This is a genomic window from Phyllobacterium sp. 21LDTY02-6 (assembly GCF_023554255.2).
Lineage (GTDB): Bacteria > Pseudomonadota > Alphaproteobacteria > Rhizobiales > Rhizobiaceae > Phyllobacterium.
Map to the genome: position 1 here is coordinate 820,746 of NZ_JAMJWD020000001.1, position 22,674 is coordinate 843,419.

Consider the following 22,674-nt stretch of genomic DNA (forward strand, 5'->3'; position numbering starts at 1 on the left):
ATGATTTGATGTTCAGCGCGGACCTTTGGACAGGGAATACTCGCCGGTCAAACCCAGCCCAAGCAGCAGCTTGAGGCAGATGGAGGTTTATTCCTCAAATTCAGTTTCATGCGGAGTGGAGAAGTAGTCATCTCGCCGGTCTCATAAACCGGAGATCGTCGGTGCAAATCCGACCTGCCGCAACCACTTCATTTGAACTTGCAAAGCTTTGCCTGGCGAGCTTGCTCTTTCTCAGCCTCCGCCAACGTTTTGAATGGTCCGACGATCTCAGGTTGATCCGATCGTCCTTCAATTCTGAGATAGAACAACCCGAGACTTGGCGTGACGTACATCGAAAGCTTTTTGGTCTTCTTTTTGGACATTGAGCACCTGTGCAAAATGACCAAATAGCAGTTTCGCGGCTAACAAATCAACCATGCGAGATCATAATGCGCTGCGTCCGCTTCGTAGGCTTCCGCGCTGACGAATATATGCCAGCCGTAAAGGCGTTCTTCATATTCGGCTCCTGTATGCGTTCGTATCGATGAATTGGAACGATCAACAGGTTTGCGAGTTGGTTAGGTACTCAATCAAAAGGGAGTACCATCATGAAGACACTCGCGGAGCTGTTCGAACATACGCTCAAAGATGTCTATTATGCCGAGAACGCAATCGTAAAGGCGCTGCCGAAAGTGTCAGCCGCTGTAAAAAGTGCCGAACTAAAGAAAGCACTGGATCACCACCTTGAAGAAACAAAAGGTCAAATTAAAATTCTAGACAAGGTGTTCAAATCGATCAACGTCAAACCCGCCGGTGAAAAATGCGATGCAACCGACGGTCTTATTAAGGAGACCGATGGCGTTGTGGCCGAAGCGACGGGCGTCGCACTTGACGCGGGCGCGCTTGCCGCTTGTCAGGCTGTAGAACACTACGAGATTGCGCGTTACGGGTCACTTCGTGAGTGGGCAAAGGTGCTCGGAAACGAGGAAGCCCATGTTCTACTCAGTGAAATTCTCGACCAGGAAAAAGCTGCCAACAACAAGCTGACCAATCTGGCCGTCACTACCATCAACAAATAGTCTTCCAGATTTGCAGTCATCCCGCACAATAGGTGCGCCTGCGGCAGTCTACGGGCTGCCGTTTTCATTTGGAGCAATCACCATGAACCGCAGATCAATCCTGGCACTCCTCGGATTTGCTCCCATAGCCGGCGCTGCTGCCGCAATGCCTCGCGCTGCTGATCCGGTAAAGCTGGCAAGCACCGGGGGGACGTGGAAGGTCTAAGGAAAGTCGTCTAGAATCCCGATTATAAAGGATTAGCGTTCGGTGGGACCAACACAAACTTGTCTGTGTTCGCTTTCATTTCAGCCCACACATGATCGGGAATATAGTGGGGCCAAGACAATTGCTGGTGTTGACCACCAGGTCGAGAGATTAAACCCTTACTAAGCAATCCAACCAATCGACCCTCGCCGTAGGGATACGGAAAAGACTGAGTATTTCGTTTGAGAAGGTACGCCATAATTGCGTGTTCCTGGTCAGGTAAGTCGTAGAGTAGTTTTATGTGCCTCGCGATATGTGCACGAGTGGCAAACCAGCTTCTGACCGATGCAATACAATCGATTACTACAAGGATCACTTTCACAAAGCAGATGCCGACAGCGAACAAGAAAATAATCAAAGCGGCCGCAAGAAAAGCCGGTCCAATCAAATCTGCATAGGGCAAATTGTAATAATTTGCGCCCAGGGTACCCCCGCTACCGATGAGCGCCACCAATGCAATTGGCCAGGACACGCTAAGCGCTTCGATAAAGTCTTTTAGGCTTGGCACAATAGCTCCCCATTTTTAAATTTGATCCAACAGCTTCGCTCTCGGGAAAGCAAGAGGTGTGCCGCATGTTCATGTCTCGCCCACTGCCACCAGAAGCGATCACTGCCATTGACGCAACGAGCACCTTTGCGCCAGCTCCCCAATTGGTAGAGTGGGCCAGGGCGACTTTCATCAACGAAGACGCCAAGCTGTTTAACCCGGATCACTTCCATCTCAACAGCGCCTCGCTTGGCATTCTCTGGACCAACGTCAGTAACACCCGCAAGGGGCGCAGCATCATAGGCCAGTGCGAAGAGGGCAAGCCATCTGGCATGATGGGCAAATGGGGTAAGGCCCGAGCAGAAGAGCAGATCGTCGGATGGTTCGGCACGATACCCGATTTCATCATCACGATAGATGCTCTCTACGCCGTGGAATGTTCGGATGCTGAATTTTGCGCGCTGATCGAGCATGAGCTTTACCACGCGGCACAAGAGCGAGATCCTTTCGGTGCTCCCAAGTTCAGCAAGAGTACTGGCATGCCGATATTCACTCTACGGGGACATGACGTGGAAGAGTTCGTCGGCGTGGTCAGGCGATATGGAGCTGACGCCACCCAAATTCGGGCGCTCGTCGATGCAGCCAATGCAGGACCAGAGATCGCCAACGTTCGTATCGCAAATGCATGCGGCACCTGTCAGCTTCGTGCTGCTTGAACTAACTGGTGTAGTCTGGAACGCGTCCGAGAACAGAAAAGTTGTAAATGGGATGATGTTTGGGGTCGCCGTATCTCAAGACCGCCAGCTTGCGCTTATCTAGATCGATACGAACAATTTCAACGCTGTCACTGAATGTGCGAAGATTTTTGGCGTACCAATAGCCGATGGTTAAACTTCCAGCTCGTTTCGCCTGATCGTGAATCTTGGCGATTGTTCGATAATTATAGTGGAGCTGTGCGGCGCCGTGTGTCCAGCTTGAAATAGCCTGTTGGGAAACCCCCATCCGCTTTGCCAACTCGGATTGATTCATTCTAGTAAGCCTCATGATCTCCATGATCTTGTCGGCCGAAGAAAGTTCCATTATTCCACCTCCCTTTTTTGACCGGACTTTGACATAGCCATGGCTAAAGCGAAACTCTCAGATGAGGTGAAAACCTACATCGTGCAGGCCGTGGCATGTTTTGACAGTCCATCTGTAGTCGCTGCTGCGGTCAAGAAGGAGATGGGCATCGAGGTCAGCCGTCAGTTGGTGGAAAGCCACGATCCGAACAAGAAGGCCGCTTCAGGATTGGCTCCGAAGTGGAGGGCGCTGTTCGAGGAGACGCGCAAGACCTTTCTCGAAGACACTGCCACGATAGCCATTTCTCATCGGGCAGTTCGGCTCCGAGCATTGCAGCGCATGGCCGACAAGGCTGAAACCCAAGGAAATATGGTTCTTGCCGCGTCCCTGATGAAGCAGGCGGCCGAGGAAATTGGCAACGCCTATACGAACCGGCGCGAACTCACGGGGAAGGATGGAAAGGATTTGCCGGTGCCAGTATCGCCGGTGACGATATTCCAGTTGCCCGACAATGGCAGGAGCTGAAGCAGGGCAGGCGGCCCAAACCATAATCCGTCCTCAACCGGGACCGCAGACTGCCTTTCTGGCTTCGCCGGCCGATATCGCGATCTATGGCGGGTCAGCTGGCGGTGGCAAGACATGGGCTCTCCTAATGGAGCCTTTGCGCCATGTTGCCAATCCGCAGTTCGGTGCAGTGTTCTTCCGTCGATCGACTGTGCAGGTGCGCAACGAGGGCGGGCTCTGGGACGAGAGCGAGAAGCTCTACCCGAGCATAGGTGCGGCGCCGAAAGAACACGTTCTTGAATGGAAGTTTCCGTCCGGCTCTTCGGTCTCCTTTGCTCACCTGGAGCACGACAAGACAGTGCTCAACTGGCAGGGATCACAGATACCGCTCATCTGCTTCGATGAGCTGACGCATTTCAGCGCCAAGCAGTTCTGGTACATGGTTTCGCGCAACCGCTCGATGAGCGGCGTGCGGCCATATATCAGAGCAACATGCAATCCTGATGCTGACAGCTGGGTCGCCGAGTTCATCGCCTGGTGGATCGATCCTGATACGGGATTGCCGATACCGGAGCGGGCAGGCGTCCTGCGCTGGTTCGTCCGCATAGGTGACGCGATCATCTGGGGGAGTAGCCCGGGAGAACTCGCACACTACACGGCGCCGAATGAAGATGGGATTGAGGCGCCGATACCTCCGAAGTCGGTAACGTTCATCCCGGCCAAGCTCAGCGATAACCGCGCGCTGATGGCAGCAGATCCAAGCTACCTTGCGAGCCTTATGGCGCTTCCAACTGTGGAGCGCGAGCGGCTGCTCGGAGGCAACTGGAAGATCAGGCCAGCGGCTGGGCTCTACTTCCAGAGAGCGTGGTGCCAGATTGTCGACGCCGTGCCATCGGATATCACATGGATCCGCGGTTGGGATTTGGCGGGAACACCAAAGACAGAAAGCAATGACCCTGATTGGACTTGCGGTACCAAGATGGGAATGACCCGAGACGGTCGTTACTTCGTTGCTGATCATCGCAGAGATAGGGCGAGCCCTGCCGGTGTCGAACGCATGATCAAGAACACAGCCGATCGCGATGGAATAACGGTGGGTATTTCACTGCCGCAGGATCCGGGGCAAGCAGGCAAAAGCCAGATCGCAACGCTGACAAAATTGCTGGCTGGCTACAACGTTCGGTCTTCGCCCGAATCTGGTGACAAAATTACTCGTTTTGGCGGGTTCTCAGCGCAGGCCGAGGCAGGAAACGTGTTTGTTGTCCGCGGTAGTTGGAACGAAATCTGGTTCTCTGAGCTCGAAGGCTTTCCCGAAGCCACACATGATGATGATGCGGATAGTACAAGCCGAGCCTTCAATGCCTTGCTTTCCGGCGGGTCGCCCGCGCCACTCTTCGGAACATATGGACGGATAGCAAATGGTTAATAACACGCCCGATACACCATCTTGCGATTACCTCGCCATGAGTCCGTACTGGTGCATGGTGGAAACGATGCTTGAAGGTGCTCAAGCCATGCGTGCGGCCGGCAAGGCTTATCTGCCCCAGTTTCCAAATGAAACTGAAACCAACTACGAGTACCGGCGCAAGAACGCCAAGTTCACCAATGTGTTTCGCGATCTGGTCGAGGGCCTAGCTGCCAAGCCATTCGCCAAGCAGGTTGATCTCGTTGAAAAGTCGGCTTCGCCCGCAATCAAATCATTTGTCGAGGACGTTGACGGAGCCGGCAATCATCTACATGTTTTCGCTGGCGATGTGTTCTTCAATGGCATTGCGAGCGCGATAGATTGGATGCTCGTCGATCATACGGCTGTCCCAACGGGAATTAGCGCCACCGATGAGCGCAGGATGGGAGCGCGGCCCTATTGGGTTCGTATTCCGGCCACCCGCATGAAGTGGGTCGAATCCGCGATGATCGAGGGCAAGGAGCAATTCGTCTACGCCGCCATTCATGAGCCAACCACAGTTCGCAAAGGCTTTGATGAGGTCACGATAGACCGGATGCGCCTTTTGATCCGGGACAGGGCCGATGACGGTTCCTATGGTCCGGCACGATTTGAGATTTGGGAAGCGACCGCGGCAAAGGTCGGAAGCAAATCGACTTCGGTCAATTGGGTGATGAAGGAAAATGGCCCAATCTCGATCGGTGTCATCGCACTTGTCCCATTCATGACCGGCCGTCGCAAGGAAGGTACATGGCAACTCCTTCCTCCGATGAAGGATGCGGCTTACCTGCAGGTCGAACACTACCAACAGGAAACCAATCTAAAATCGGCCAAAGAACTGACTGCATTCCCGATGCTGGCAGGTAATGGCATTTCTCCTCCGCTCGATAGCAACGGTCAGCCGGTGATAGCTCCGATAGGCCCGTCTGTAGTGCTCTATGCCCCGATGGGAGGGCAGGGTCAGCAGCATGGCGAATGGAAGTTTATTGAACCGACAGCGGCTTCCCTGAAGTTCTTAGCTGAAGAGGTAGACAAGACCGAGCAGCAGCTCCGCGAGCTTGGCCGTCAGCCGCTTACAGCCCAAACTGGCAATCTGACAGTCGTGACAACTGCCTTTGCCGCTCAGAAGGGCAATTCGGCTGTCCAGGCATGGGCATTGAATCTCAAGGATGCGCTCGAGCAGGCGCTGAGGTTCACGTGCTTATGGTTAAAGGATGCCACGCAGCCGGAAGTGACGGTTTACACTGACTTTGATGTCGAGACAGACAGCGTCGAGGGCATGAAGGTCGTCCTCGATATGAAGAAAGAAAGCCTGATCTCGCGCGTCGCTGCAATCAATGAAGCCAAGCGCCGGAACATCCTCGCTCCTGAATATGATGAAGCTGAAGATCTAGAACTTATTCTATCGGAAATCCCCGGCGAGGATGGCGAGGACGATATTGCCGGATCGGTAACCCCGCCGGCAAACGCGGCCTGATCACAGACAGTTCAAGTTTCTACCGTCTCGGCAGGGTGATCCTTCCGGGGCATCTCAACGCGCGGGATGCGCATAATCCGGGATGGATATCACCATGGCACTTAAAGCAATTCTGGCATCGCTCGAGGGCGTCGACGATGCAACCAAGGCTCTCTATGTGGAGAAGGACGGGAAGTTCGTCCTCGACGTGGAACCCGTCGACGGCTTCTCCCTCGAAGACGTGTCCGGACTGAAAACGGCACTCGGCAAGGAGCGGACAACCCGCGAGAAGCTGGAAAAGGATGTGGTCAAGTTTAAGGATCTCGATCCGGACAAGGCACGTACCGCCCTACTTGAACTGGAAGAGCTGAAGAAGCTCGATCCGGCCTCCGAAGCTGACAAGATCGCCAACACGAAGTTTGAGGCGGCAAAAGCCCAATTGCTCCAGAAGCACGAGGGCGAAATGGGTGAAATCAAGACCCGCAACGGCTTCCTCGAAAGCCAGATCGGCGCTTTGCTAATCGACAATGCGGCGACACTTGCCCTGGCAGAGGCCAAGGGCTCGGTCGATCTGCTCCTCCCGCACGTTCGCGCTCACACCCGCGTGAAGGAAATCGACGGCAAGTTTGTCGTCGAAGTAGTCGACAAGGACGGCAACGCCAAGATCGCTGATTCCAAGGGAACGCCCATGGATATCAAAGGGCTGGTCGCAGAGATGCGCCAGTCAGACACTTTCGGCCGGGCCTTTGAGGCGTCCGGCAATACGGGCACTGGCAAGCAGCCAGGCAATGGCGGCGGCGGTGGCCAACAGAAAGGCAATTTCGGTGGGACGCGCGAGGAGCGCGCAGCGGCAATCGCTGCCAAGTTCCCCGACCTCAACAACGCGAGCTAATCGCAACCCTTTCGCTGCTGTCTCGGGATGAGAAGCGGCACTACCGAGGCGGGAAGCCTCTCTCAAACCGAACAATTCTCCCGAGACAAACCGTGAAAGGATTTTTCCATGTCTCTCTCCCAGATGCAGGTTTTCAACCAGTACATCATGCCTGCCACCATCGAAACTCTCGCCCAGATGGTCGAGAAGTTCAACGGCGCCAGCAATGGCGCAATCCGGCTGACCACAGCGGGCTTTGACGGCGATTTCCTCCAGGAATCATTCTTCGCTGCCATTCATTCTGCCCAGCGTCGTGTCGATCGCTATGCGGCCCAGGCAGCAGCCACCGCAACGGATTTGTCCCAGCTCAAGCATTCTTCGGTGAAGGTTGCCGGCGGCTTTGGCCCGATCCGCTATGAGCCGTCTCAGTTGACCTGGCTGAACAAGCCGACTGCAGAAGGCATCGAGGTTGCATCCCGCAACTTTGCCGAAGCCCTACTTGCCGATCAGCTTAACACTGCGATTGCTGCGCTTGTCGCTGCCATCAAGGCTCAGGCTGCCGCGACCGTCGTGGACGTGTCTGCGACAAGCGGGATTTCGCAGGTCGCGCTGAACAACTCCCATGCACTGTTCGGCGATCATTCACAGGCGCTGGTCGCTCAGGTCATGAATGGTGCGGCTTACCACAAGCTCATCGGTCTTGCTCTGACCAACACCAACCAGCTCTACCAGGCTCAGAATGTCCGTGTTGTCGATATCCTTGGCAAGGCGGTAATCGTGACGGATGCTCCGGCGCTGTTCGAGGCCGGCACTCCGGCCAAGCTCAACGTTCTGTCGCTGGCAGAAGGTGCGGCAACCGTGTTCGACGGCGGCGACGTGATCTCCAACATCGAGACCTCAAACGGTCAGACCCGTATCGAAACCACGATGCAGGTTGATTACACCTTCGGTCTTTCGCTCAAAGGTTACACCTGGGACGAGGCCAACGGTGGCAAATCGCCGACGGACGCTGAACTCGCCACGGGCTCCAACTGGGACAAGGTGGCAACGAGCATCAAGCACACTGCGGGCGTGCTCGCTCAGGGTGACGCTGCTCAGTAAGCAAACATCAAAGGATGAACGCGGCGGGCCAGAAGCCCGCCGATATTCCGTCGCACCTTAAGGATCAACCCAATGACCGACAAAAGCTTTGAATTGACCTATTCCGACCAGGGATCAGGATTTGAAAAGGGAAGACGCTATGCGAACCCTCGGTTCTTCTCTTCGGTTCGTGCTGGCGTGAATGCCGTTACTGTCATCGGCGACTATCCGAAGATCGTTGAAGCCTATGAGGCAAAAGGCATTCCGGTGACGGTTATCGCCGAGCCCCAAAACCCGGTCGTCGAAGTTCGTGATGTATCTGTCGCCAGTTTTCCTGATGATCTCGGCCTTGTCGACGGCGACACATTTAGCGACGAACAGCTCCGCGCAATCATCTCAGAGGTCACCGGCAAGGCCCCGCATCACATGCTGGGACGGGCAAAACTCATCGAGCAGTTTAACGCAGCCTGCCAGGCTGCTGCGGTCTGAGGTGAACTGATGGCTCTGACCACCACTCCGGGCGCTGTTGATGTCGATAGCTATGCCGATGTCGCCGCTTTCAAGACCTATGCCGGTAACATGGGCTATGACATAGCCGATAAGACAGATCCGGAGATTGAGCAGGCACTACGCCGCGGCACGCGCTGGATTGACGCCACATATGGCGCGCGGTTCGTTGGCTCGCCTACGGATAGCGCGCAGGCGTTAGAGTGGCCGCGCACAGGAGCGAAATGGAGAGGTTCGGAGCTTCCGGACGATGTTATCCCATCGCAAGTTAAGAACGCGACAAGTGAAGCCGCTTGGCGCGAACTGACTGCGCCCGGATCACTGTCGCCTGACTACAATGGAGCAGACCAGATCAAACGGGAGCGCAAGAAGGTCGGCGAGCTGGAAAAAGAGATCGAATATGCCGACGGATCATTCAGCCAGGCTGCATCTGTCCCGGTGTTCTCGGTCATTGACGGCATCCTGTCATCGCTCATCGGCGCAAAGCAATCCAATCTCTTCGGATCGGCAGCGAGGGCATAATGGCTGTCGAGAAGTTTGACTATCTGGAAGCGCAAACCGACGCCCTCGAACTGCTTGAGGAATTCGGCGCCGCTGGCGAGATATGGCGCGAAGTTCCCGGATCTGGTCCGATCTATGATCCGGGTGATCCGACGATCCAGAAGACGCCCTGCACCGCAGCAATACTCGCTATCGAACTGAAGGATGTGGACGGAACTCTCGTCAAATCGACTGATAAGACCGCCTATGTCGCCGCCAGACTTGCGATCGAGCCAACCACCACTGACAGGCTGCAGTTCAACGGCAAGAGCTACACCATCATAAAGGTCGCGCCGCTACAGCCGGCAGCGACCGTCGTTTATCACAAGCTGTTCGTTCGGAGTTAATTGCCCTCTAACTTGGTAAGTACCCGCTCGAATGTCCGGAGTATCTTAAGAGCATCGTCCAAAACCTCACCATTGCGTTGGTCAGATCGATAAAATCCGTTGATGCGGTCCTTATAGTCGGACATCTCATTGAGGAATTCGAGGCCAATTTTGTTTGCGGTTTCAGGCGCGTACCTGATTAGACCCATCATCGATGTATGGATTAGGCCGATGTCAAATGACAATTGGCTAGCTATGGAGTCGTAACGATGAAGGTCGCTGAAACTCATCAACAGTACAGTATTTCCAAAAGCGAACCGCTCCTCTAAGGGCAATACTTTCCCAAAATCACTTTTGGCCAAGAATTTAATCAGTTTTTCCACGTTGGCCATCCCATTACGTATGGAGCGCTGAAAACCTTCCGCCATCGCATCGCTGGCACTGGTCGCCGGTAATGTGCGCCGGTCTTTATAAGCGATGCCGGCTTGAACCACTGACGCTGCCGCAGCAACTGCAGCGATCGCAATGCTAATGATTACGAATGGGTCAGGATCAACTCTTGGCACTGTGTCTTCTGTCATAAGCCCCTCTAAGGAATCCCAAATGAACGCGCAGTATTGGATGCTCGGCTTAAACGCGTTCACGACGGTGATGATCCTCCTAAATCTTTACGTTACGCTTAAGAGGCGCTGACATGCTCAAGCGCTTTTCAGCCCGCGAGAAGTTCTGACTATGGCCGGCAACCGCAGCATCTTTGAGCAGCTTCTAGACAAGTATGATCAGCGGCTTGCCGAGGCGTTCTTCCAGGGCATTGACGCAATCAAGTCGGGCATTACGCTTCGCGTCGTGGCCGAGCGGCTTGAGAAGGGCGACATCGCCGGCGCGATCGATGCGATGCACCTGGAGCCGGAAGCGTTCTCAGCGTTGGAGGTCGCGCTTACCGAGGCGTACAACGCCGGCGGCACGAGCCTTGTCGAGAACCTGCCGAGGATCAAAGATACAGAAGGCAACCGTGTGATCTTCCGCTTTGGCGTCCGCAATCCGGAAGCTGAAGCAGAGCTGCGATATCATTCCTCGCAACTTGTTTCGCGCATCGTCGAGGATCAGCGGACAGCCATCCGCCAGGCGCTGCAGGAGGGATTCTCGGCCGGCCGCAATCCAAATTCCGTCGCACTCGATGTCGTTGGACGGATCAACCGCGTAACCGGCAAGCGGGTGGGTGGAATAATCGGCCTGACGGCGCCACAGGAGCGCTTTGTGTCATCGGCGCGGGCCGAACTGCTCTCGAGCGATGCAACGCTTCTCAGGAACTACCTGTCGCGCCAGCGGCGGGATAAGCGCTTTGATCGCACGGTCACGGCCGTTATTCGAGAGGGCAAAGCCATTCCTGCCGATGTGGTCGCGCGGATGGTGAGCAGATATTCCGACCGCCTGTTGCTGCTCAGGGGCGAAATGCTGGCGAGAACCGAGACCATGACGGCGATCGGCACGGCACGCGAGAATGCGATGCGTCAGCAGATCAGCGCAGGCAAGGTCGAAGCCTCGGACGTCCAGAAGATTTGGAGGTCCGCCGGCGACGGTCACGTCCGCCATACGCACCAGTCCTTGAACGGCAAGGCAGTCGGCATCGATCAAGTGTTTCAGAGCTCGTCCGGCGCAACGCTGCGCTATCCTGGCGATCCGCGGGCTCCGACGAATGAGATCGTCGGATGTCGCTGCCATTTGGAATACGAGATCGATTACTTCGCGTCCGTGGTACGGCGCTACAGGGCTGCGTGATCTGAAAAAAAGGCGAGCCGCCGAGAATTGGAGAGTAGTTCGACGGCTCTGACCAGACGACGCAAGAGCGTTGAACGGCGCCAGATATGCAACAACGACTATGCTTCAAGATGCTCCAAATCGCAAATAGGCAAGAGTGATTAGCCATGGCGAAACTCTCGTTCAGCGCACAAGTCGCGGCCTTCGCCGAAAAGATACCGGGCGCGGTGGAAGCCGTTTTCAAGGAAAGCGTGCAAGAGGTTGTTTCGGAAATGCAAATGCCCGTTTCGGCCGGCGGGCGGATGCGAGTGGACACGGGATTTCTGCGAGCTTCCCTGCTGGCGTCGACGGCAGCAATGCCTTCCATCAACGCGGGCAAGACGCCGGTCGAAGGCGCAAGCTACAGCTATGACGGCGGGCAGATCGAAGCAGTTATTCTCGGCGCCGACATCAATGCCACCCTGTTCTTCGGCTATACCGCTGCCTATGCCGGGCATCGGGAATACGGTTCAAACGGTCAGGCACCGGATGCGTTTGTTCGCTCGGCAGCGCAGCGGTGGGATATGATCGTCGAGAACAAGGCGCGGGAGCTTAAGGCACGCTTGGGTCTTTGACAGCGATGTTCCTGTCGCTTTCCTCATCCATGGCCTTGAGCAAGCCCATCTGAACCAAAGCGATAGCACGGCGTGCGGCCTTCAGGCTTGTATCGCCGCGCACGGTTTCGCCTTCCTCACGGCCCAAAGCCAGAAGGGCAGTGTGCAACCGCTCATATGCCTGTTTGTCTGAAAGCTTATCGGCCATTGCCGAAGGATTAACACGATGGCCGCGACTGTAGAAGCGACAATTGCCGAGCTGCTCTTTGCGAGGGCCGCCGCGTTGGTCCTCAATCCGGTGCTTCCGGTAGCCTATCCTGGTCGATCATTCACCGCCCCGGCCGGTCCATATCTGCGCGTAGACTTCATACCAAACCGCACGGACAATCTCGGCCTCGCCTATGATGCCACGGCCCGTCATCAGGGAATTCTGCAGGTGATGGCGATCTATCCCGTCGGCGCGGGCATCATCAAGGCCACAGACACCGGTGGGCTCATCGCCTCTCACTTCGCCAAGGGAACGATCCTCTACGGTTCCGGCGTCAAGCTCAAGGTCTACCAGAAGCCGAGCGTCGGCGGTCCGCTTATCGAGCCGGACAGGGTCAATGTGCCGGTAACGGTCCAATGGCGCAGCTTCAACTGAATTCCGGACGATCCGGTCTAACCCGCCCCGACAGGGGTTTTATGGAAAGGAAAACCCCATGGCCATTACGACAGCCACTGGCGCGAAATATTTTATCGGCGGCACGACCGCCATTGACTACACGACCGACGCAACTGCAATCGCTGATTTCGAGGCGCTGACCTGGGTCGAGGTCAAGGAAGTCGAAGACGGCGGCGAGTTCGGCGATGAATCCTCCGACGTTACATTCCAATCGCTCGGCGACGGCCGCGTTCGCCATCTCAAGGGCGCCCGCGATGCAGGAACCATTGCCCTTGTTGTCGGCGACGATCCGCTCGATCCGGGCCAGGTGGCCATGCGGGCGGCCGAAAAGACCAAGTTCCAGTATAATTTCAAGGTCGAGTACGAGGACGCACCAAGCGCTCAATACGAGAACAGCGTCGATTATTTCCGCGGACTGGTGATGTCCGGCCGGAAGAACGTCGGTACCGGCGACAACGTGCTTCGGCGGACCTTCAATATCGGCATCTCGACCGAGATCCTCACCGTCGATACGGCCCTCATCACTCCCTGATCCTCAACAACGGCCGGTCTCGCACCGGCCATCTCTACGGAGCAATCATGTTTGATCTTTCCCAGTTCGATGGTCTCGCCTCCAAGCTCGAAGAAGGCTTTGACCTCGATATTCTTCATCCGGCAACGGGCGAAAAGACCGGCCTTGTGGTCAAGGTCGTGTCCTATCGGTCGGAGCGCGTGAAGCGCGTTCAGCGCCGGCTTGCCAATGAGGCACTCCGCGAAGGCAAGAAGAACCCGAAGAAGGTCGGCACCGTCGAGGAGATTGAAGAGCGCACCAACGAAATCGTTGCGGCTTCGATCATCGGCTGGAACCTGACGCAGGGTGGCAAGCCGGTCGAATGCACGCCGGAAAATGTGCTCAAGGTCATCTCCAATCCGGATTATTTCTTCATATCCGAGCAGGTCGATAAGGCGGCGGATGAAGACGCACATTTCGTGAAGCCCTCGCAGAAGAGCTGATCGACTTCGCGAGGGCGCATTTTACGCCACGGCGGAAGAATGATCCGGTGCCGGAGCCGCCCGACTATACCGATTACATCTGGGATTGGTTCGTCCAGCTCCACAATTTGAGATCGATCGGCTTCAGCGCCAACCCGATCAGTTTCCTAGAGCTTGAGGCGTTCTGCCGGATCACCGGTGCCTTGATCACCCCATGGGAGCTGTCAGTGCTTCGCCGCATCGATCAGGCCGTTCTCGGCGTCATCAACAAGACCGACAGGCAGGCGCCAAGCGAGAGCCAGGCAACGACCGCGGACGTGGCGGAAGCAAAGCTCCGCATCAGAGGCGCGGTTGCAAATCGCCGGGTGGTTCAGCGCAACAAGGAATAGAACATGCCGGACATTGCACAACTTGGCGTGGAAGCGACAGCCAGCGGCGTTGAACAGACGGCGAGGGCGCTTGATCGGCTGACCGGCGCTGCCAAGCGTGTCGAGGCGGCAACGGACGCTATAGGCCCGACGTCGAGTAGGGCAGGCGCAATGGCATCGCAGGCGGCCCAGGCTCATGCCACGGCCCTGAATGCCGAGGCTGCTGCCGCAACCCGCGCTTCCAACGCGATGAAGGTTCACGCCACGGCTGTCAGCGCCAGCGGCCGGCAATTGGTCGGTGCCAATACGAACGTCGCCAATCTCGCGGCCCAATTTCAGGACATCGGCGTTTCGGCGGCCATGTCAATGAACCCGTTGCAGATAGCACTGCAGCAGGGAACGCAGATCAGCGCCGTCCTCGGTCCAATGGGAGCCGCAGGCGCACTCAGGAGCTTGGGCGCCGCGTTCCTTTCCGTAATATCGCCGGTCAGCTTGGTGACGATCGGCCTGGTTGCAGCAGTGGCCGCCGGTCTGCAGATGGTAGATTGGGCCAAGACCGGCGCCGCTGTCCTCGTAGGTCTTGCCGACAGTCTCGAGGTCATCGCCCCCTATGCCATCGGCGCTGCCTCTGCCTTGGCACTGCTCTACGCGCCAACGATAATCGCTGGCGTTGTGCAGATCATTGCACTGCTCGGGCGAGTTGCTGTAGCTGCGACCGTTGCCGCTGCTGCTATGGTAGCGGCTAATCCCGGTCTTGCATTCATTGTTGGCATCACCGCCGCCGTCGCGGCGGCCAATGTGTTCCGAGATGAACTCACGAAAATATTCGGAATAGATATCGTCGCCGCTGCAAAGGATGGCGTTAATTCGCTCATTGCGACCTTTGTCGGCGCCTATCGCGGCATCAAGGCGACATGGAGTGCATTGCCAGCCGCGCTTGGCGATATCGTCTATTTGACCGCCAACGCCACGGTCAAAGGCGTTGAAACAATGATCAATGCCGTCATCAAGCTCATGAACGATTATATCGGCGGCGCTTATAACAGCATCTCCGGTTTCGCCAGCAAGGTCGGGGTCGATATCGGCAAGTTCGGCGGGATAGGCGAGGTGTCCTTCGGCGGTGTTGCCAATCCCTATGCGGGTCAGGCAGCCGGCGTCGATAAGGCGGTCGCGGATGCAATCAAGGCTGCGCAAGGGCAGGATTATCTCGGCGACTTCGGAGCAGCGATCGCGAATGGCGCTTCCGCCGCATCGGGCAAGTTGAAAGAGCTTGCGAAGTCTTTGACCGATGTCGATGAAAAATCAAAGAAAAAGGGAAGCAAGGGCGGCAAGACCGATGCGGAACGCTACGAGGATATCGTCAGGGGAGCCGAACGTCGCATCGCCTCGCTGAGGGCGGAACAAGCGGCTGTCGGACTGACGGAAGAAGCTGCAGCCCGGTTGCGCTATGAGCAGGATCTGCTCAACCAGGCTCAGCGGGCCGGTATTGAGCTAACGGCAGCCCAGAAGACGGAACTTGCGGGCTTGGCTGGCAGCATGGCCTCGATAGAAGCTGCCACCAGAAAGGCGCAAGATGCTCTCGATCTGGCGAAGGACGTCAGCAACGGCTTCCTCTCCGATTTGCGCAGCGGCTTGCAGAACGGCGAGGGCTTCTGGAAGTCCTTCGGCAATGCCGCTTTGAACGTGCTCAACAAGATAATCGACAAGATACAGACGGATTTCGTCGATGCGATCTTCTCTGTCGGCGGAAGCGGCAGCGGAGGCGGCGGCTTTCTCAGATCATTGTTCGGCGGGCTGTTCGGTGGTGGTTTTAAGGTTACGCCAGGTGCTGGCCTGTTTGCCTCGGGCGGCTATACCGGCAACGGCGGGGCCAGCCAGGCCGCCGGCATCGTCCATGGCGGTGAATTCGTGTTTTCCAAGAAGGCGACCGACAGGATTGGTATCGGCAACCTTGAAGCCATGCACAACCGCGCCAAAGGCTATGCCAGCGGCGGCTATGTGCCGACGATGACGAGCACTCCGTCCGCCCCGGCTGCCAACAGCAATGCACCGCAAGGCATTCATGTGACGATAGGCTGGGCGCCAGGCTCTGACGGCGATCTGAAACCGGTCATCAAGTCGATCGCGCAGCAGGAGGCAAGCTCTGTCTCTACCGCCCAGATCGACCAGTATAATCGCCATGTGCTGCCTGAGCGTGTCAATCAGATCAATGAAGACCCACGGGCGAGGGGATAACGATGGCACTGACCTATCCCCTATCGCTGGCGCAGTTCGCCGAGAAACTCAACATTGCATCGGTGATCTGGCAGCTGAAGGAACAACAACAGCTCACCGGCCTTGGATCGGGGGAAATCCTTGCCGCCAACATGGCACCTCCACGTGTCGAAGCGCAGGTCGATATCAACCCGATGTATCATGAGGACGCCGCCGAGGTTCAAGCGCTTATCGAGGCACTGGACGGTGCTCTTGGTACGTTCTACCTGCACAGCCCGCAGAAGGCTTATCCTCGCATGGACCCGACAGGATCAATCCTCGGGGCATCAAGCGTGACCATCGACAGTTTGGTGTCGAACAATAAGGAAATGCGTCTGGCGGGGCTTCCGGCCGGCTACGTTCTCTCCGGCGGCGATCTCCTGTCATTCAATTATGGCACGAACCCTGTCCGGCGGGCGCTCCATCGCATCGTCCTGCCTGTCACCGCCTCCGGTACGGGTGTGACGCCACTCTTTGAGGTTCGGCCCTATATCCGGCCAGGTGCCGCAACTGGACTTGCCGTCACGCTGATAAAGGCCGCGGCAAAAGTGAAGATGATACCGGACAGTTTCAATCCAGGCACGAATGACAGCGACGGGATAACCCGCGGCATGTCGTTCCAGGTGCGGCAAACTCTTTAAGGTCGATCATGCGTGATAATGATCCTGCTGTATCGGCCCACCTGCAGAGCCGCCAGGGTGTAAACCCGCGTTCCCTCGTTTGGATCACGGCAAAGAATAGATCATCCGGTGTCGCCGAGAGCCTCGGCTTCTGGAATGGCGACGACACCGTGGAGGTGACAGTTATCAGCGGCACGACAGGCTTTCCGGTGACGAGGACGTATCACGGCTGGGGCGCGCTGCTATCAATCGACCCCGTGCCTCTCGTCTCCGACCTTTCCATTCGGACAATCCAGATCGGCTTGAGCCCGATTTCCGAAGAGGTGCGCCTTGCCATCCGTCAGTACGATGCGCGCCTCGCGCCGATCGAGGTCCACCGCGGCTTTCTCGGGCCCGATAATCAGATACTGATCGCTAATCCCCGGCCGCGCTTCGTCGGTTGGGTCAATGGCGCGCCGATCGATACACCTGCCGCGAAAGGAGAGGGCAAGGTTGCCCTTTCCGTCGTCTCCCACACGCGCGCACTGACCAAGATCAATCCGGCCAAGAGATCCGACGAGACGCAGAAGCTTCGGGGAAACGACCGCTTCCGCAAATATTCGGATGTTGCCGGCCAGTGGACATTCTTCTGGGGCGAACACAACAAGGTCAATGGCAACTAGGAGCGCCGTATGCCCGAGCGTTATTCATTCTGGCGGCCCGCCTTGGCCGAATACATCGACGCTTCGATGCAGAAGCCGTTCCAGTGGTCGGAGCACGATTGCGCTCTCTTCGCAGCGGGTGCCGTCGAGGCAATGACTGGCGAGGATTTCGCCGCGCCGTATCGTGGTAAATACAAGTCGCTCAAGGGCGGGCTCGGACTGCTCAAGCGTAAGGGCTTCGCCAACCATGCCGAGCTTGCAGCATCACTGCTCGAGGAAATCCCTATCTCTCTCGCCTCTGTCGGCGATATTGCCGCCGTGAAGGTATCAACGGGCGGCTTCTATGCGCTCGGCGTCGTCAATGGCCCGCGTATCTATCTTTGCCGTCCTGACAGCCTTGGGCTTGGGACGGCTGACCTCTTGACCGCCGAAAGGGCCTTCAGGGTCTAGCATGAAGATTTTCCGCATCCTTTGGCTCGCAGCATGGTTCATGCTGGCGGCGATGACCGCTGCCTACGCCGATCCCATTACGGGATTGGTGAGCCTGCTGGTATCGTCCATCGGCAGTCTCGGTACACTCGGTCAGTTGATTGTCGGCGCGGCGCTCAGTGTCGGTTCGACCCTGCTTCAGCGCGCAATGACGCCGAAGAACAAGCAGGCAGTGCCGGGCATCCAAGGGCAGATACAGGTCGGTGGCGACAATCCGCTGTCCTTTATCTTCGGAACCTACGCGACGGCCGGCCAGCTTGAGTATGTCAACACGGCGGGCAATTCGGGGAAGACCCCCAATGCGTATCTGACGCAGGTTGTCACGCTGTCCGACTTGCCGGTAACCGCGATCCTTCCAAAGGTATGGATCAACGGCGAACGCTGCACCATCGACGATATTCTGGACCCTGGCGGCAGGGGCAACCAGGTTGCCGAGTATCGAACGGGTCCGAACAGCAACTACCTTTTTATGAAAAGGCACCTCGGCGACCAAACCGCCGCTGATCCTTTCCTGCTGTCGCAGTTCGGCGGTGACGCCGATCGGCCTTGGACGTCCGACATGATCGGGCGCGGGCTGGCCTATGCTGTCGTCACTGCGCAGGTCAATCGCGAACTTTTCACTGGACCACCCCAATGCCGTTTTGAAGTGCAGGGCATCAGACTCTACGATCCGCGCTTTGACAGCACCGTCGGGGGCTCCGGTTCGCAGCGCTATGCGGATCCCGCCACGTGGCAGTTCTCGGACAATCCCGCTGTCGTGATTTACAACATTCTTCGCGGCATCTGGTACGGCACACAGTGGGTATATGGCTTACAGGACCTGCCGGCGACGCGCTTGCCGTTGTCGAACTGGTTCGCGGCAATGAACGAGTGCGACCGGATCGTCGGCGGTGCGAAGCAGTTTCGTTGCGGCGGTGAAATCCGCACCAATCAGGAGCCGGCTGAGGTCATTAACGAACTGCTGAAGGCCTGCAACGGCCGCATGGCGGAGATTGGCGGTATCTACAAAATCCGCGTCGGTGCGCCCACGCTGCCGGTCTACGCCTATACGGACGAGACGATATCCGTCACCGATCCGCGCAGCTTCGATCCATTCCCCGGCTTGGAAGCAACGCATAACGGCGTCCAGTATTCCTACCCGGAGCCGGAAGCCGCTTGGGAGATGAAGGACGCGCCGGTCAGGCTGCGATCTGACCTCGAGGCGCTCGACGACGGGCGCCGCCTGGTTGCCGACGTCAAGTTCAACTATGTGCCGTTTGCTGTTCAGTCCCAGCAGCTCGCCAAAGCGCTGATCGAAACGAACCGCAAGTTCCGCAAGCATAAGGCCGTCCTGCCGCCGGAAGCATACGATCTCGAGCCACTCGATGTGATTTCGTGGACGAGCGAGAGCGAGGGCTATTCCAACAAGCTCTTCGATATAGAAAGCATGGATGACCTCGACAACGTCAACCAGGGCGTGGCGATCCGTGAGGTCGATCCAAGCGATTACGACTGGAACCCGGCAACCGATCCGCTTCCGTCGTCCGTAGGCTATCTCGGGCCTATCCGGCCGCCAGCTCAGCCGATGGTGGACTTCTTCGCCGAACCGGCCGTGATCGAGGACAATGACGGCAACCCGCGCCGGCCGGCGATCAAGCTATCTTGGGATGGTGATCAACCGGACGTTATCGGCGTCGAATATGAGGTAAGGAACGGCGTTTCTCTCGAAACCCAGTATTCGAGCCGCATGGATCAGCCAAGCATCGGCGCGATCCTGATCAGCCAAGGCCTGTTGCCTAACACACTCTATGGTGTTCGGGCCCGATATATCCCCGGCAGTTCTAGGCAGACGTTGTGGTCGGGCTGGTTGCTCGTTATCACACCAGATATCCGCCTCGGGGCCGAGGACATCTATCTGCCGGGAATGGTTGATGACGTCATAGCGAGCATGGCTGGTCATCTCGAATGGCTTGCCGAGGGCGTTCACTATGCTCGGGACGAACTGGACCGCTTGAATAGCCTTGCCGCCGACGCTGCCGCTCAATCTGATCGCGATACATTCGAACTGAAGACCGAAGTAGGAAGTTCCATTGCCGAATATCGGCGTGAAATCCTCGTCGTGGCGACGGCCACAGAGGCATCTGCAATTCGGATCGAGGAACTGACGGCGCGGATCGATGACCCTGAAACGGGGCTTCAAGCTACTGCGAGCGCTGTTAGCACCCTTTCCGTCACGGTTAGCACGATTGGCGATGAAGTCACCGCCATAGGAAACTCAGTAGATTCGCTCACAGTGAGCGTCGGCAACGTCACGGCATCTGGCTTGGCTCGCACGACGGTGGAGGCAACGCAGGCCGGCGCACTCGCAACGATCGGGTGGAGTGTCGCCGCGTCGGCTGGCGGACCGGCCTCTCAGGCCGCTCTGATCATGAGCGCTCGGACCGATGGCCTAAGTGAAATCGGGATGATCGCAGACCGGATTTACATGATGTCTGGCGGTGCCAAGCGGCGGCCATTCATCTTTCAGAGCGGCACGCTTTATCTCGATGACGTCAGGGTCAACACGCTATCGGCCCTGTCGGCGGTGCTGGGCAACGTGGATATCAGCAATGCCATAATCGGCAATCTCATCGTTGGTACGTCGAATCTTGCTTTCGGCGCTGTGACCGAAATGGTGACGATGGCGGGTACCTTCACCGGAGCGAGTTCGAGTTACGACCAAGTCGTGCCGACGCCATTAGCCAATGCAACCATGATTCAGTTGGATTGGTCGGGAACCTTTACGGGTGACGGGATAACCGGCCGGTTTCGAATGGTGAACGCGACGACTGGTGCAATCCTTTTCGAAGAATCCCACACTCCCGGCTCATCGACTGTCTATGGAGGACGGCAATTCTTCTTTGGGTTGAACACAGCCGGAAACACCACGTTCAGATTCCAAGGAACCAATGTGATCGGTGGATCAGCGACAGCCCGAATACTTGTTTGGAAACGATAAATCCAAGGTCGACTAGAAGCAAACTCCAAAGGAAAACCATGTCTGAGAACCGTGTGCAGATCGCGCCTATGGCCGCGGTCAACGAACAACGTGCGCTTATCCAGCACTACGAGAACCGCAATCTACTTCTCGCCAATGAGCTGCAAACACTGCGCGACCAAAACGAGCAGTTGCAGGCTCAGTTGAAAGAGGCCGGTGAAAAGATCGCTGAGCTTTCGGGCGAAGAGCCCGAGACGACCGAGGAGAGCAACTGATGGCAATCAAGCCTGACTATGATGCCGGAACCGTCAGCGTGGCCGCCAATGGAACGGTTGTCACGGGAACCGGCACGCTATGGGCAATAGCCACTATAGGGCCCGGCGACACATTCAAGGTGAAGAACCTTGATGCGGTGATTGCATCCGTCGATAGCAACACGCAGATCACCCTGATTGAGCCTTGGACAGGCGGTGCCCTAACCGACAGCGCCTATCGCATTCGGTTCCAATCTGACGGTTCGCGCTTCACGGCGGTTTATGCGCAGATGCGAGAGTTCTTCTCCGGTGGTTCCGTGGCAGCGTTGCAGGCACTAACTGGTGCTGCGGACAAGTTGATCTATTTCACGGGCGCCGGCACGATGGCGCTTGCTGATTTTGGTGCAAATGCCCGTTCAGTTCTGGCAAACGCCAAGGCTTGGCTTGCTTCTTTCGCCGGCCTTACCATGGCGGCGGATCAGTTGCCCTATGGGACCGGCGCGAATACCATGGCCTTGACGCCGATAACGGCGCAAGCCCGCTCGTTTCTTGCAGCGACGAGCGTTACCGATCAACAATGGGCGCTCGGTATATCGGAATTCATTCGGACATTGCTTGATGATCCTAACGCGAGTGCCGCCCAAACGACCCTCGGCATATCCGCCTTTGCAAAAACACTACTCGATGACGCCAACGCGGCGGCGGCCTTCGCGACACTCGGCGGAAGTTCCGGTCCCGGATGGGTGCGCTTGCCCGGTGGTCTACTCGTTCAATGGGGAACAACCCTTCAGACCACAACAGCCGGTGGCGGTGTGGCGGTTGCTCTACCCACGGCTTACTCGTCAGCGTCTAGTTATAGCATCATCATGCAACAGTGGCGAAACGGAAGCTTCACGCTTGTCCCGCAAATATACGAACAGGGATTTCCAACGGCGTCCGCATTCTACTTTTTGGTTAAACAGACGCATTTGCAAAACGAGGCATATGCAAATTCGACGGTTCAAGTGTCATGGGTGACGGTGGGAACATGAAAAACGAGATTTACGCCAAGTTCAATGAAGACGGTTTTATCGCTGGTTTCTGGCAGAGCGCCGCTTATGCCCCGCCCGCCGATGGAGAGGACCGCAACCCGATCATTCCCGCCGATGCAATCAAGATCACCGAAGCGCAGTTCGACGAGCTTTTTAAGCATCCTCAAACGCGCAAGTGGCAAGACGGCAACGTCCTGCCATACGAGCCGCCTGCGCCCGAGGCGATAATTCCCGATCGGGTTTCACGCCGGCAGTTCCGCTTGCAGCTCATCGATGCCGGGATACTCGATCAGGTCGAGGGCTGGATTGCCACACAGGACATTCGAATACAGGCCGCCTATGCCGATAGCGGCACCTTCGTCCGCACCGATGAAATGCTGCAGCAGGGGTTCTCTGCGCTTGGCTTTACCGAACTGCAGGTGGATGAATTCTTCGGGGCCGCGTCGGTGCTTTAAAAGGTGAGCCTCTGACATGGAGCTTCGCACGGCTTTTGTCAGAG

At 57.0% G+C, this 22,674-nt stretch carries 28 protein-coding genes and 1 tRNA gene; 25 read left to right on the forward strand and 4 right to left on the reverse strand.

Annotated features, from left to right (window positions below):
• The first annotated feature begins 109 nt into the window (after nucleotides 1–109).
• Both M8997_RS03960 and M8997_RS03965 read left to right on the forward strand, forming a co-directional pair.
• Nucleotides 110–186: transfer RNA gene (locus tag M8997_RS03960), tRNA-Met, on the forward strand.
• Nucleotides 187–587: 401 nt separating this feature from the next.
• Nucleotides 588–1,058 (forward strand): ferritin-like domain-containing protein, encoded by a 471-nt coding sequence (locus M8997_RS03965; protein WP_250013917.1) that lies wholly within the window; start codon nucleotides 588–590, stop codon nucleotides 1,056–1,058.
• 227 nt (nucleotides 1,059–1,285) lie between these two features.
• Here M8997_RS03965 and M8997_RS03970 read toward each other — a convergent pair whose 3' ends face one another.
• Nucleotides 1,286–1,810 carry a super-infection exclusion protein B gene (locus M8997_RS03970; protein ID WP_250013919.1) on the reverse strand — a complete coding sequence of 175 codons (525 nt, stop codon included), beginning with the start codon at nucleotides 1,808–1,810 and terminating at the stop codon, nucleotides 1,286–1,288.
• 65 nt (nucleotides 1,811–1,875) lie between these two features.
• On the opposite strand from M8997_RS03970, the gene M8997_RS03975 reads away from it, so the two are divergent.
• Nucleotides 1,876–2,505, forward strand: a complete 630-nt coding sequence (locus M8997_RS03975) for a putative metallopeptidase (protein ID WP_250013921.1) — start codon at nucleotides 1,876–1,878, stop codon at nucleotides 2,503–2,505.
• 1 nt (nucleotide 2,506) lies between these two features.
• On the opposite strand, the gene M8997_RS03980 is transcribed toward M8997_RS03975, so the two are convergent.
• Nucleotides 2,507–2,869, reverse strand: coding sequence for a helix-turn-helix transcriptional regulator (locus tag M8997_RS03980; RefSeq protein WP_250013923.1), 363 nt, complete (start codon nucleotides 2,867–2,869; stop codon nucleotides 2,507–2,509).
• A gap of 39 nt (nucleotides 2,870–2,908) precedes the next feature.
• Between M8997_RS03980 and M8997_RS03985 the strand changes: the two genes are divergently transcribed.
• The 8 genes from M8997_RS03985 (at nucleotide 2,909) to M8997_RS04020 (ending at nucleotide 9,597) form a co-directional block, all read left to right on the forward strand.
• Nucleotides 2,909–3,373 (forward strand): DUF2280 domain-containing protein, encoded by a 465-nt coding sequence (locus tag M8997_RS03985; RefSeq protein WP_250013926.1) that lies wholly within the window; start codon nucleotides 2,909–2,911, stop codon nucleotides 3,371–3,373.
• A complete protein-coding gene (gene terL, locus M8997_RS03990; protein ID WP_256473142.1) occupies nucleotides 3,360–4,778 on the forward strand; it encodes a phage terminase large subunit in 1,419 nt (472 codons plus the stop codon). Before M8997_RS03985 ends, terL begins: the two co-directional genes overlap by 14 nt.
• The gene (locus tag M8997_RS03995; RefSeq protein WP_250013933.1) at nucleotides 4,771–6,273 is read left to right on the forward strand and encodes a DUF4055 domain-containing protein; all 1,503 of its coding nucleotides are present in this window, start codon (nucleotides 4,771–4,773) and stop codon (nucleotides 6,271–6,273) included. Before terL ends, M8997_RS03995 begins: the two co-directional genes overlap by 8 nt.
• Before the next feature lie 94 nt (nucleotides 6,274–6,367).
• A complete protein-coding gene (locus tag M8997_RS04000) occupies nucleotides 6,368–7,144 on the forward strand; it encodes a hypothetical protein (RefSeq protein ID WP_250013936.1) in 777 nt (258 codons plus the stop codon).
• Between the two features lie 108 nt (nucleotides 7,145–7,252).
• Complete coding sequence (locus tag M8997_RS04005; RefSeq protein WP_250013939.1) at nucleotides 7,253–8,224, forward strand: major capsid protein; 972 nt, start codon at nucleotides 7,253–7,255, stop codon at nucleotides 8,222–8,224.
• Between the two features lie 72 nt (nucleotides 8,225–8,296).
• Nucleotides 8,297–8,692, forward strand: coding sequence for a hypothetical protein (locus tag M8997_RS04010; RefSeq protein WP_250013942.1), 396 nt, complete (start codon nucleotides 8,297–8,299; stop codon nucleotides 8,690–8,692).
• A 9-nt stretch (nucleotides 8,693–8,701) separates the two neighbouring features.
• The gene (locus tag M8997_RS04015; protein WP_250013945.1) at nucleotides 8,702–9,232 is read left to right on the forward strand and encodes a DnaT-like ssDNA-binding protein; all 531 of its coding nucleotides are present in this window, start codon (nucleotides 8,702–8,704) and stop codon (nucleotides 9,230–9,232) included.
• Entirely contained in the window at nucleotides 9,232–9,597 is a 366-nt protein-coding gene (locus M8997_RS04020) for a hypothetical protein (protein WP_250013948.1), read from the forward strand. The genes M8997_RS04015 and M8997_RS04020 overlap by 1 nt, the downstream gene beginning before the upstream one ends.
• Here M8997_RS04020 and M8997_RS04025 read toward each other — a convergent pair.
• Complete coding sequence (locus tag M8997_RS04025) at nucleotides 9,594–10,157, reverse strand: hypothetical protein (RefSeq protein WP_250013952.1); 564 nt, start codon at nucleotides 10,155–10,157, stop codon at nucleotides 9,594–9,596. The two genes, M8997_RS04020 and M8997_RS04025, sit on opposite strands and share 4 nt — an antisense overlap.
• A gap of 151 nt (nucleotides 10,158–10,308) precedes the next feature.
• Here M8997_RS04025 and M8997_RS04030 point away from each other — a divergent pair, with 151 nt between their 5' ends.
• Both M8997_RS04030 and M8997_RS04035 read left to right on the forward strand, forming a co-directional pair.
• Nucleotides 10,309–11,355 carry a phage minor head protein gene (locus M8997_RS04030; RefSeq protein ID WP_250013956.1) on the forward strand — a complete coding sequence of 349 codons (1,047 nt, stop codon included), beginning with the start codon at nucleotides 10,309–10,311 and terminating at the stop codon, nucleotides 11,353–11,355.
• A 146-nt stretch (nucleotides 11,356–11,501) separates the two neighbouring features.
• Nucleotides 11,502–11,948, forward strand: coding sequence for an HK97 gp10 family phage protein (locus M8997_RS04035; RefSeq protein ID WP_250013959.1), 447 nt, complete (start codon nucleotides 11,502–11,504; stop codon nucleotides 11,946–11,948).
• Here M8997_RS04035 and M8997_RS04040 read toward each other — a convergent pair.
• Nucleotides 11,926–12,135, reverse strand: a complete 210-nt coding sequence (locus tag M8997_RS04040) for a hypothetical protein (RefSeq protein ID WP_250013961.1) — start codon at nucleotides 12,133–12,135, stop codon at nucleotides 11,926–11,928. The two genes, M8997_RS04035 and M8997_RS04040, sit on opposite strands and share 23 nt — an antisense overlap.
• Nucleotides 12,136–12,153: 18 nt before the next feature.
• On the opposite strand from M8997_RS04040, the gene M8997_RS04045 reads away from it, so the two are divergent.
• The 12 genes from M8997_RS04045 to M8997_RS04100 are packed head-to-tail and all read left to right on the forward strand — an operon-like array spanning nucleotide 12,154 to nucleotide 22,630.
• Nucleotides 12,154–12,570, forward strand: a complete 417-nt coding sequence (locus tag M8997_RS04045) for a phage tail terminator-like protein (RefSeq protein WP_250013963.1) — start codon at nucleotides 12,154–12,156, stop codon at nucleotides 12,568–12,570.
• 58 nt (nucleotides 12,571–12,628) lie between these two features.
• Nucleotides 12,629–13,123 carry a phage tail protein gene (locus M8997_RS04050; RefSeq protein WP_250013965.1) on the forward strand — a complete coding sequence of 165 codons (495 nt, stop codon included), beginning with the start codon at nucleotides 12,629–12,631 and terminating at the stop codon, nucleotides 13,121–13,123.
• Nucleotides 13,124–13,170: 47 nt separating this feature from the next.
• Nucleotides 13,171–13,584, forward strand: coding sequence for a hypothetical protein (locus M8997_RS04055; RefSeq protein ID WP_250013966.1), 414 nt, complete (start codon nucleotides 13,171–13,173; stop codon nucleotides 13,582–13,584).
• Between the two features lie 47 nt (nucleotides 13,585–13,631).
• Complete coding sequence (locus tag M8997_RS04060) at nucleotides 13,632–13,952, forward strand: hypothetical protein (RefSeq protein ID WP_250013968.1); 321 nt, start codon at nucleotides 13,632–13,634, stop codon at nucleotides 13,950–13,952.
• A gap of 3 nt (nucleotides 13,953–13,955) precedes the next feature.
• Entirely contained in the window at nucleotides 13,956–16,166 is a 2,211-nt protein-coding gene (locus M8997_RS04065; RefSeq protein WP_250013970.1) for a phage tail length tape measure family protein, read from the forward strand.
• Nucleotides 16,167–16,168: 2 nt separating this feature from the next.
• Complete coding sequence (locus M8997_RS04070; protein WP_250013972.1) at nucleotides 16,169–16,825, forward strand: hypothetical protein; 657 nt, start codon at nucleotides 16,169–16,171, stop codon at nucleotides 16,823–16,825.
• A gap of 8 nt (nucleotides 16,826–16,833) precedes the next feature.
• Nucleotides 16,834–17,466, forward strand: a complete 633-nt coding sequence (locus M8997_RS04075; RefSeq protein WP_250013975.1) for a hypothetical protein — start codon at nucleotides 16,834–16,836, stop codon at nucleotides 17,464–17,466.
• Between the two features lie 9 nt (nucleotides 17,467–17,475).
• The gene (locus M8997_RS04080; protein ID WP_250013979.1) at nucleotides 17,476–17,895 is read left to right on the forward strand and encodes a hypothetical protein; all 420 of its coding nucleotides are present in this window, start codon (nucleotides 17,476–17,478) and stop codon (nucleotides 17,893–17,895) included.
• Nucleotide 17,896: 1 nt separating this feature from the next.
• A complete protein-coding gene (locus M8997_RS04085; protein WP_250013982.1) occupies nucleotides 17,897–20,911 on the forward strand; it encodes a phage tail protein in 3,015 nt (1,004 codons plus the stop codon).
• Nucleotides 20,912–20,949: 38 nt separating this feature from the next.
• Nucleotides 20,950–21,165, forward strand: coding sequence for a hypothetical protein (locus M8997_RS04090; RefSeq protein ID WP_250013986.1), 216 nt, complete (start codon nucleotides 20,950–20,952; stop codon nucleotides 21,163–21,165).
• On the forward strand, nucleotides 21,165–22,175 hold the full coding sequence (locus M8997_RS04095) for a hypothetical protein (RefSeq protein WP_250013990.1): 1,011 nt from the start codon (nucleotides 21,165–21,167) through the stop codon (nucleotides 22,173–22,175). The genes M8997_RS04090 and M8997_RS04095 overlap by 1 nt, the downstream gene beginning before the upstream one ends.
• On the forward strand, nucleotides 22,172–22,630 hold the full coding sequence (locus M8997_RS04100) for a hypothetical protein (RefSeq protein ID WP_250013992.1): 459 nt from the start codon (nucleotides 22,172–22,174) through the stop codon (nucleotides 22,628–22,630). The genes M8997_RS04095 and M8997_RS04100 overlap by 4 nt, the downstream gene beginning before the upstream one ends.
• The last annotated feature ends 44 nt before the right edge of the window (nucleotides 22,631–22,674 follow it).

Coding starts and splice junctions, on each gene's coding strand:
- M8997_RS03965 (WP_250013917.1), top strand. CDS start 588: ATGAAGACACTCGCGGAGCTGTTCGAACATACGCTCAAAGATGTCTAT.
- M8997_RS03975 (WP_250013921.1), top strand. CDS start 1,876: ATGTTCATGTCTCGCCCACTGCCACCAGAAGCGATCACTGCCATTGAC.
- M8997_RS03980 (WP_250013923.1), bottom strand. CDS start 2,869: ATGGAACTTTCTTCGGCCGACAAGATCATGGAGATCATGAGGCTTACT.
- M8997_RS03985 (WP_250013926.1), top strand. CDS start 2,909: ATGGCTAAAGCGAAACTCTCAGATGAGGTGAAAACCTACATCGTGCAG.
- terL (WP_256473142.1), top strand. CDS start 3,360: ATGGCAGGAGCTGAAGCAGGGCAGGCGGCCCAAACCATAATCCGTCCT.
- M8997_RS03995 (WP_250013933.1), top strand. CDS start 4,771: ATGGTTAATAACACGCCCGATACACCATCTTGCGATTACCTCGCCATG.
- M8997_RS04000 (WP_250013936.1), top strand. CDS start 6,368: ATGGCACTTAAAGCAATTCTGGCATCGCTCGAGGGCGTCGACGATGCA.
- M8997_RS04005 (WP_250013939.1), top strand. CDS start 7,253: ATGTCTCTCTCCCAGATGCAGGTTTTCAACCAGTACATCATGCCTGCC.
- M8997_RS04010 (WP_250013942.1), top strand. CDS start 8,297: ATGACCGACAAAAGCTTTGAATTGACCTATTCCGACCAGGGATCAGGA.
- M8997_RS04015 (WP_250013945.1), top strand. CDS start 8,702: ATGGCTCTGACCACCACTCCGGGCGCTGTTGATGTCGATAGCTATGCC.
- M8997_RS04020 (WP_250013948.1), top strand. CDS start 9,232: ATGGCTGTCGAGAAGTTTGACTATCTGGAAGCGCAAACCGACGCCCTC.
- M8997_RS04025 (WP_250013952.1), bottom strand. CDS start 10,157: ATGACAGAAGACACAGTGCCAAGAGTTGATCCTGACCCATTCGTAATC.
- M8997_RS04030 (WP_250013956.1), top strand. CDS start 10,309: ATGGCCGGCAACCGCAGCATCTTTGAGCAGCTTCTAGACAAGTATGAT.
- M8997_RS04035 (WP_250013959.1), top strand. CDS start 11,502: ATGGCGAAACTCTCGTTCAGCGCACAAGTCGCGGCCTTCGCCGAAAAG.
- M8997_RS04040 (WP_250013961.1), bottom strand. CDS start 12,135: ATGGCCGATAAGCTTTCAGACAAACAGGCATATGAGCGGTTGCACACT.
- M8997_RS04045 (WP_250013963.1), top strand. CDS start 12,154: ATGGCCGCGACTGTAGAAGCGACAATTGCCGAGCTGCTCTTTGCGAGG.
- M8997_RS04050 (WP_250013965.1), top strand. CDS start 12,629: ATGGCCATTACGACAGCCACTGGCGCGAAATATTTTATCGGCGGCACG.
- M8997_RS04055 (WP_250013966.1), top strand. CDS start 13,171: ATGTTTGATCTTTCCCAGTTCGATGGTCTCGCCTCCAAGCTCGAAGAA.
- M8997_RS04065 (WP_250013970.1), top strand. CDS start 13,956: ATGCCGGACATTGCACAACTTGGCGTGGAAGCGACAGCCAGCGGCGTT.
- M8997_RS04070 (WP_250013972.1), top strand. CDS start 16,169: ATGGCACTGACCTATCCCCTATCGCTGGCGCAGTTCGCCGAGAAACTC.
- M8997_RS04075 (WP_250013975.1), top strand. CDS start 16,834: ATGCGTGATAATGATCCTGCTGTATCGGCCCACCTGCAGAGCCGCCAG.
- M8997_RS04080 (WP_250013979.1), top strand. CDS start 17,476: ATGCCCGAGCGTTATTCATTCTGGCGGCCCGCCTTGGCCGAATACATC.
- M8997_RS04085 (WP_250013982.1), top strand. CDS start 17,897: ATGAAGATTTTCCGCATCCTTTGGCTCGCAGCATGGTTCATGCTGGCG.
- M8997_RS04090 (WP_250013986.1), top strand. CDS start 20,950: ATGTCTGAGAACCGTGTGCAGATCGCGCCTATGGCCGCGGTCAACGAA.
- M8997_RS04095 (WP_250013990.1), top strand. CDS start 21,165: ATGGCAATCAAGCCTGACTATGATGCCGGAACCGTCAGCGTGGCCGCC.
- M8997_RS04100 (WP_250013992.1), top strand. CDS start 22,172: ATGAAAAACGAGATTTACGCCAAGTTCAATGAAGACGGTTTTATCGCT.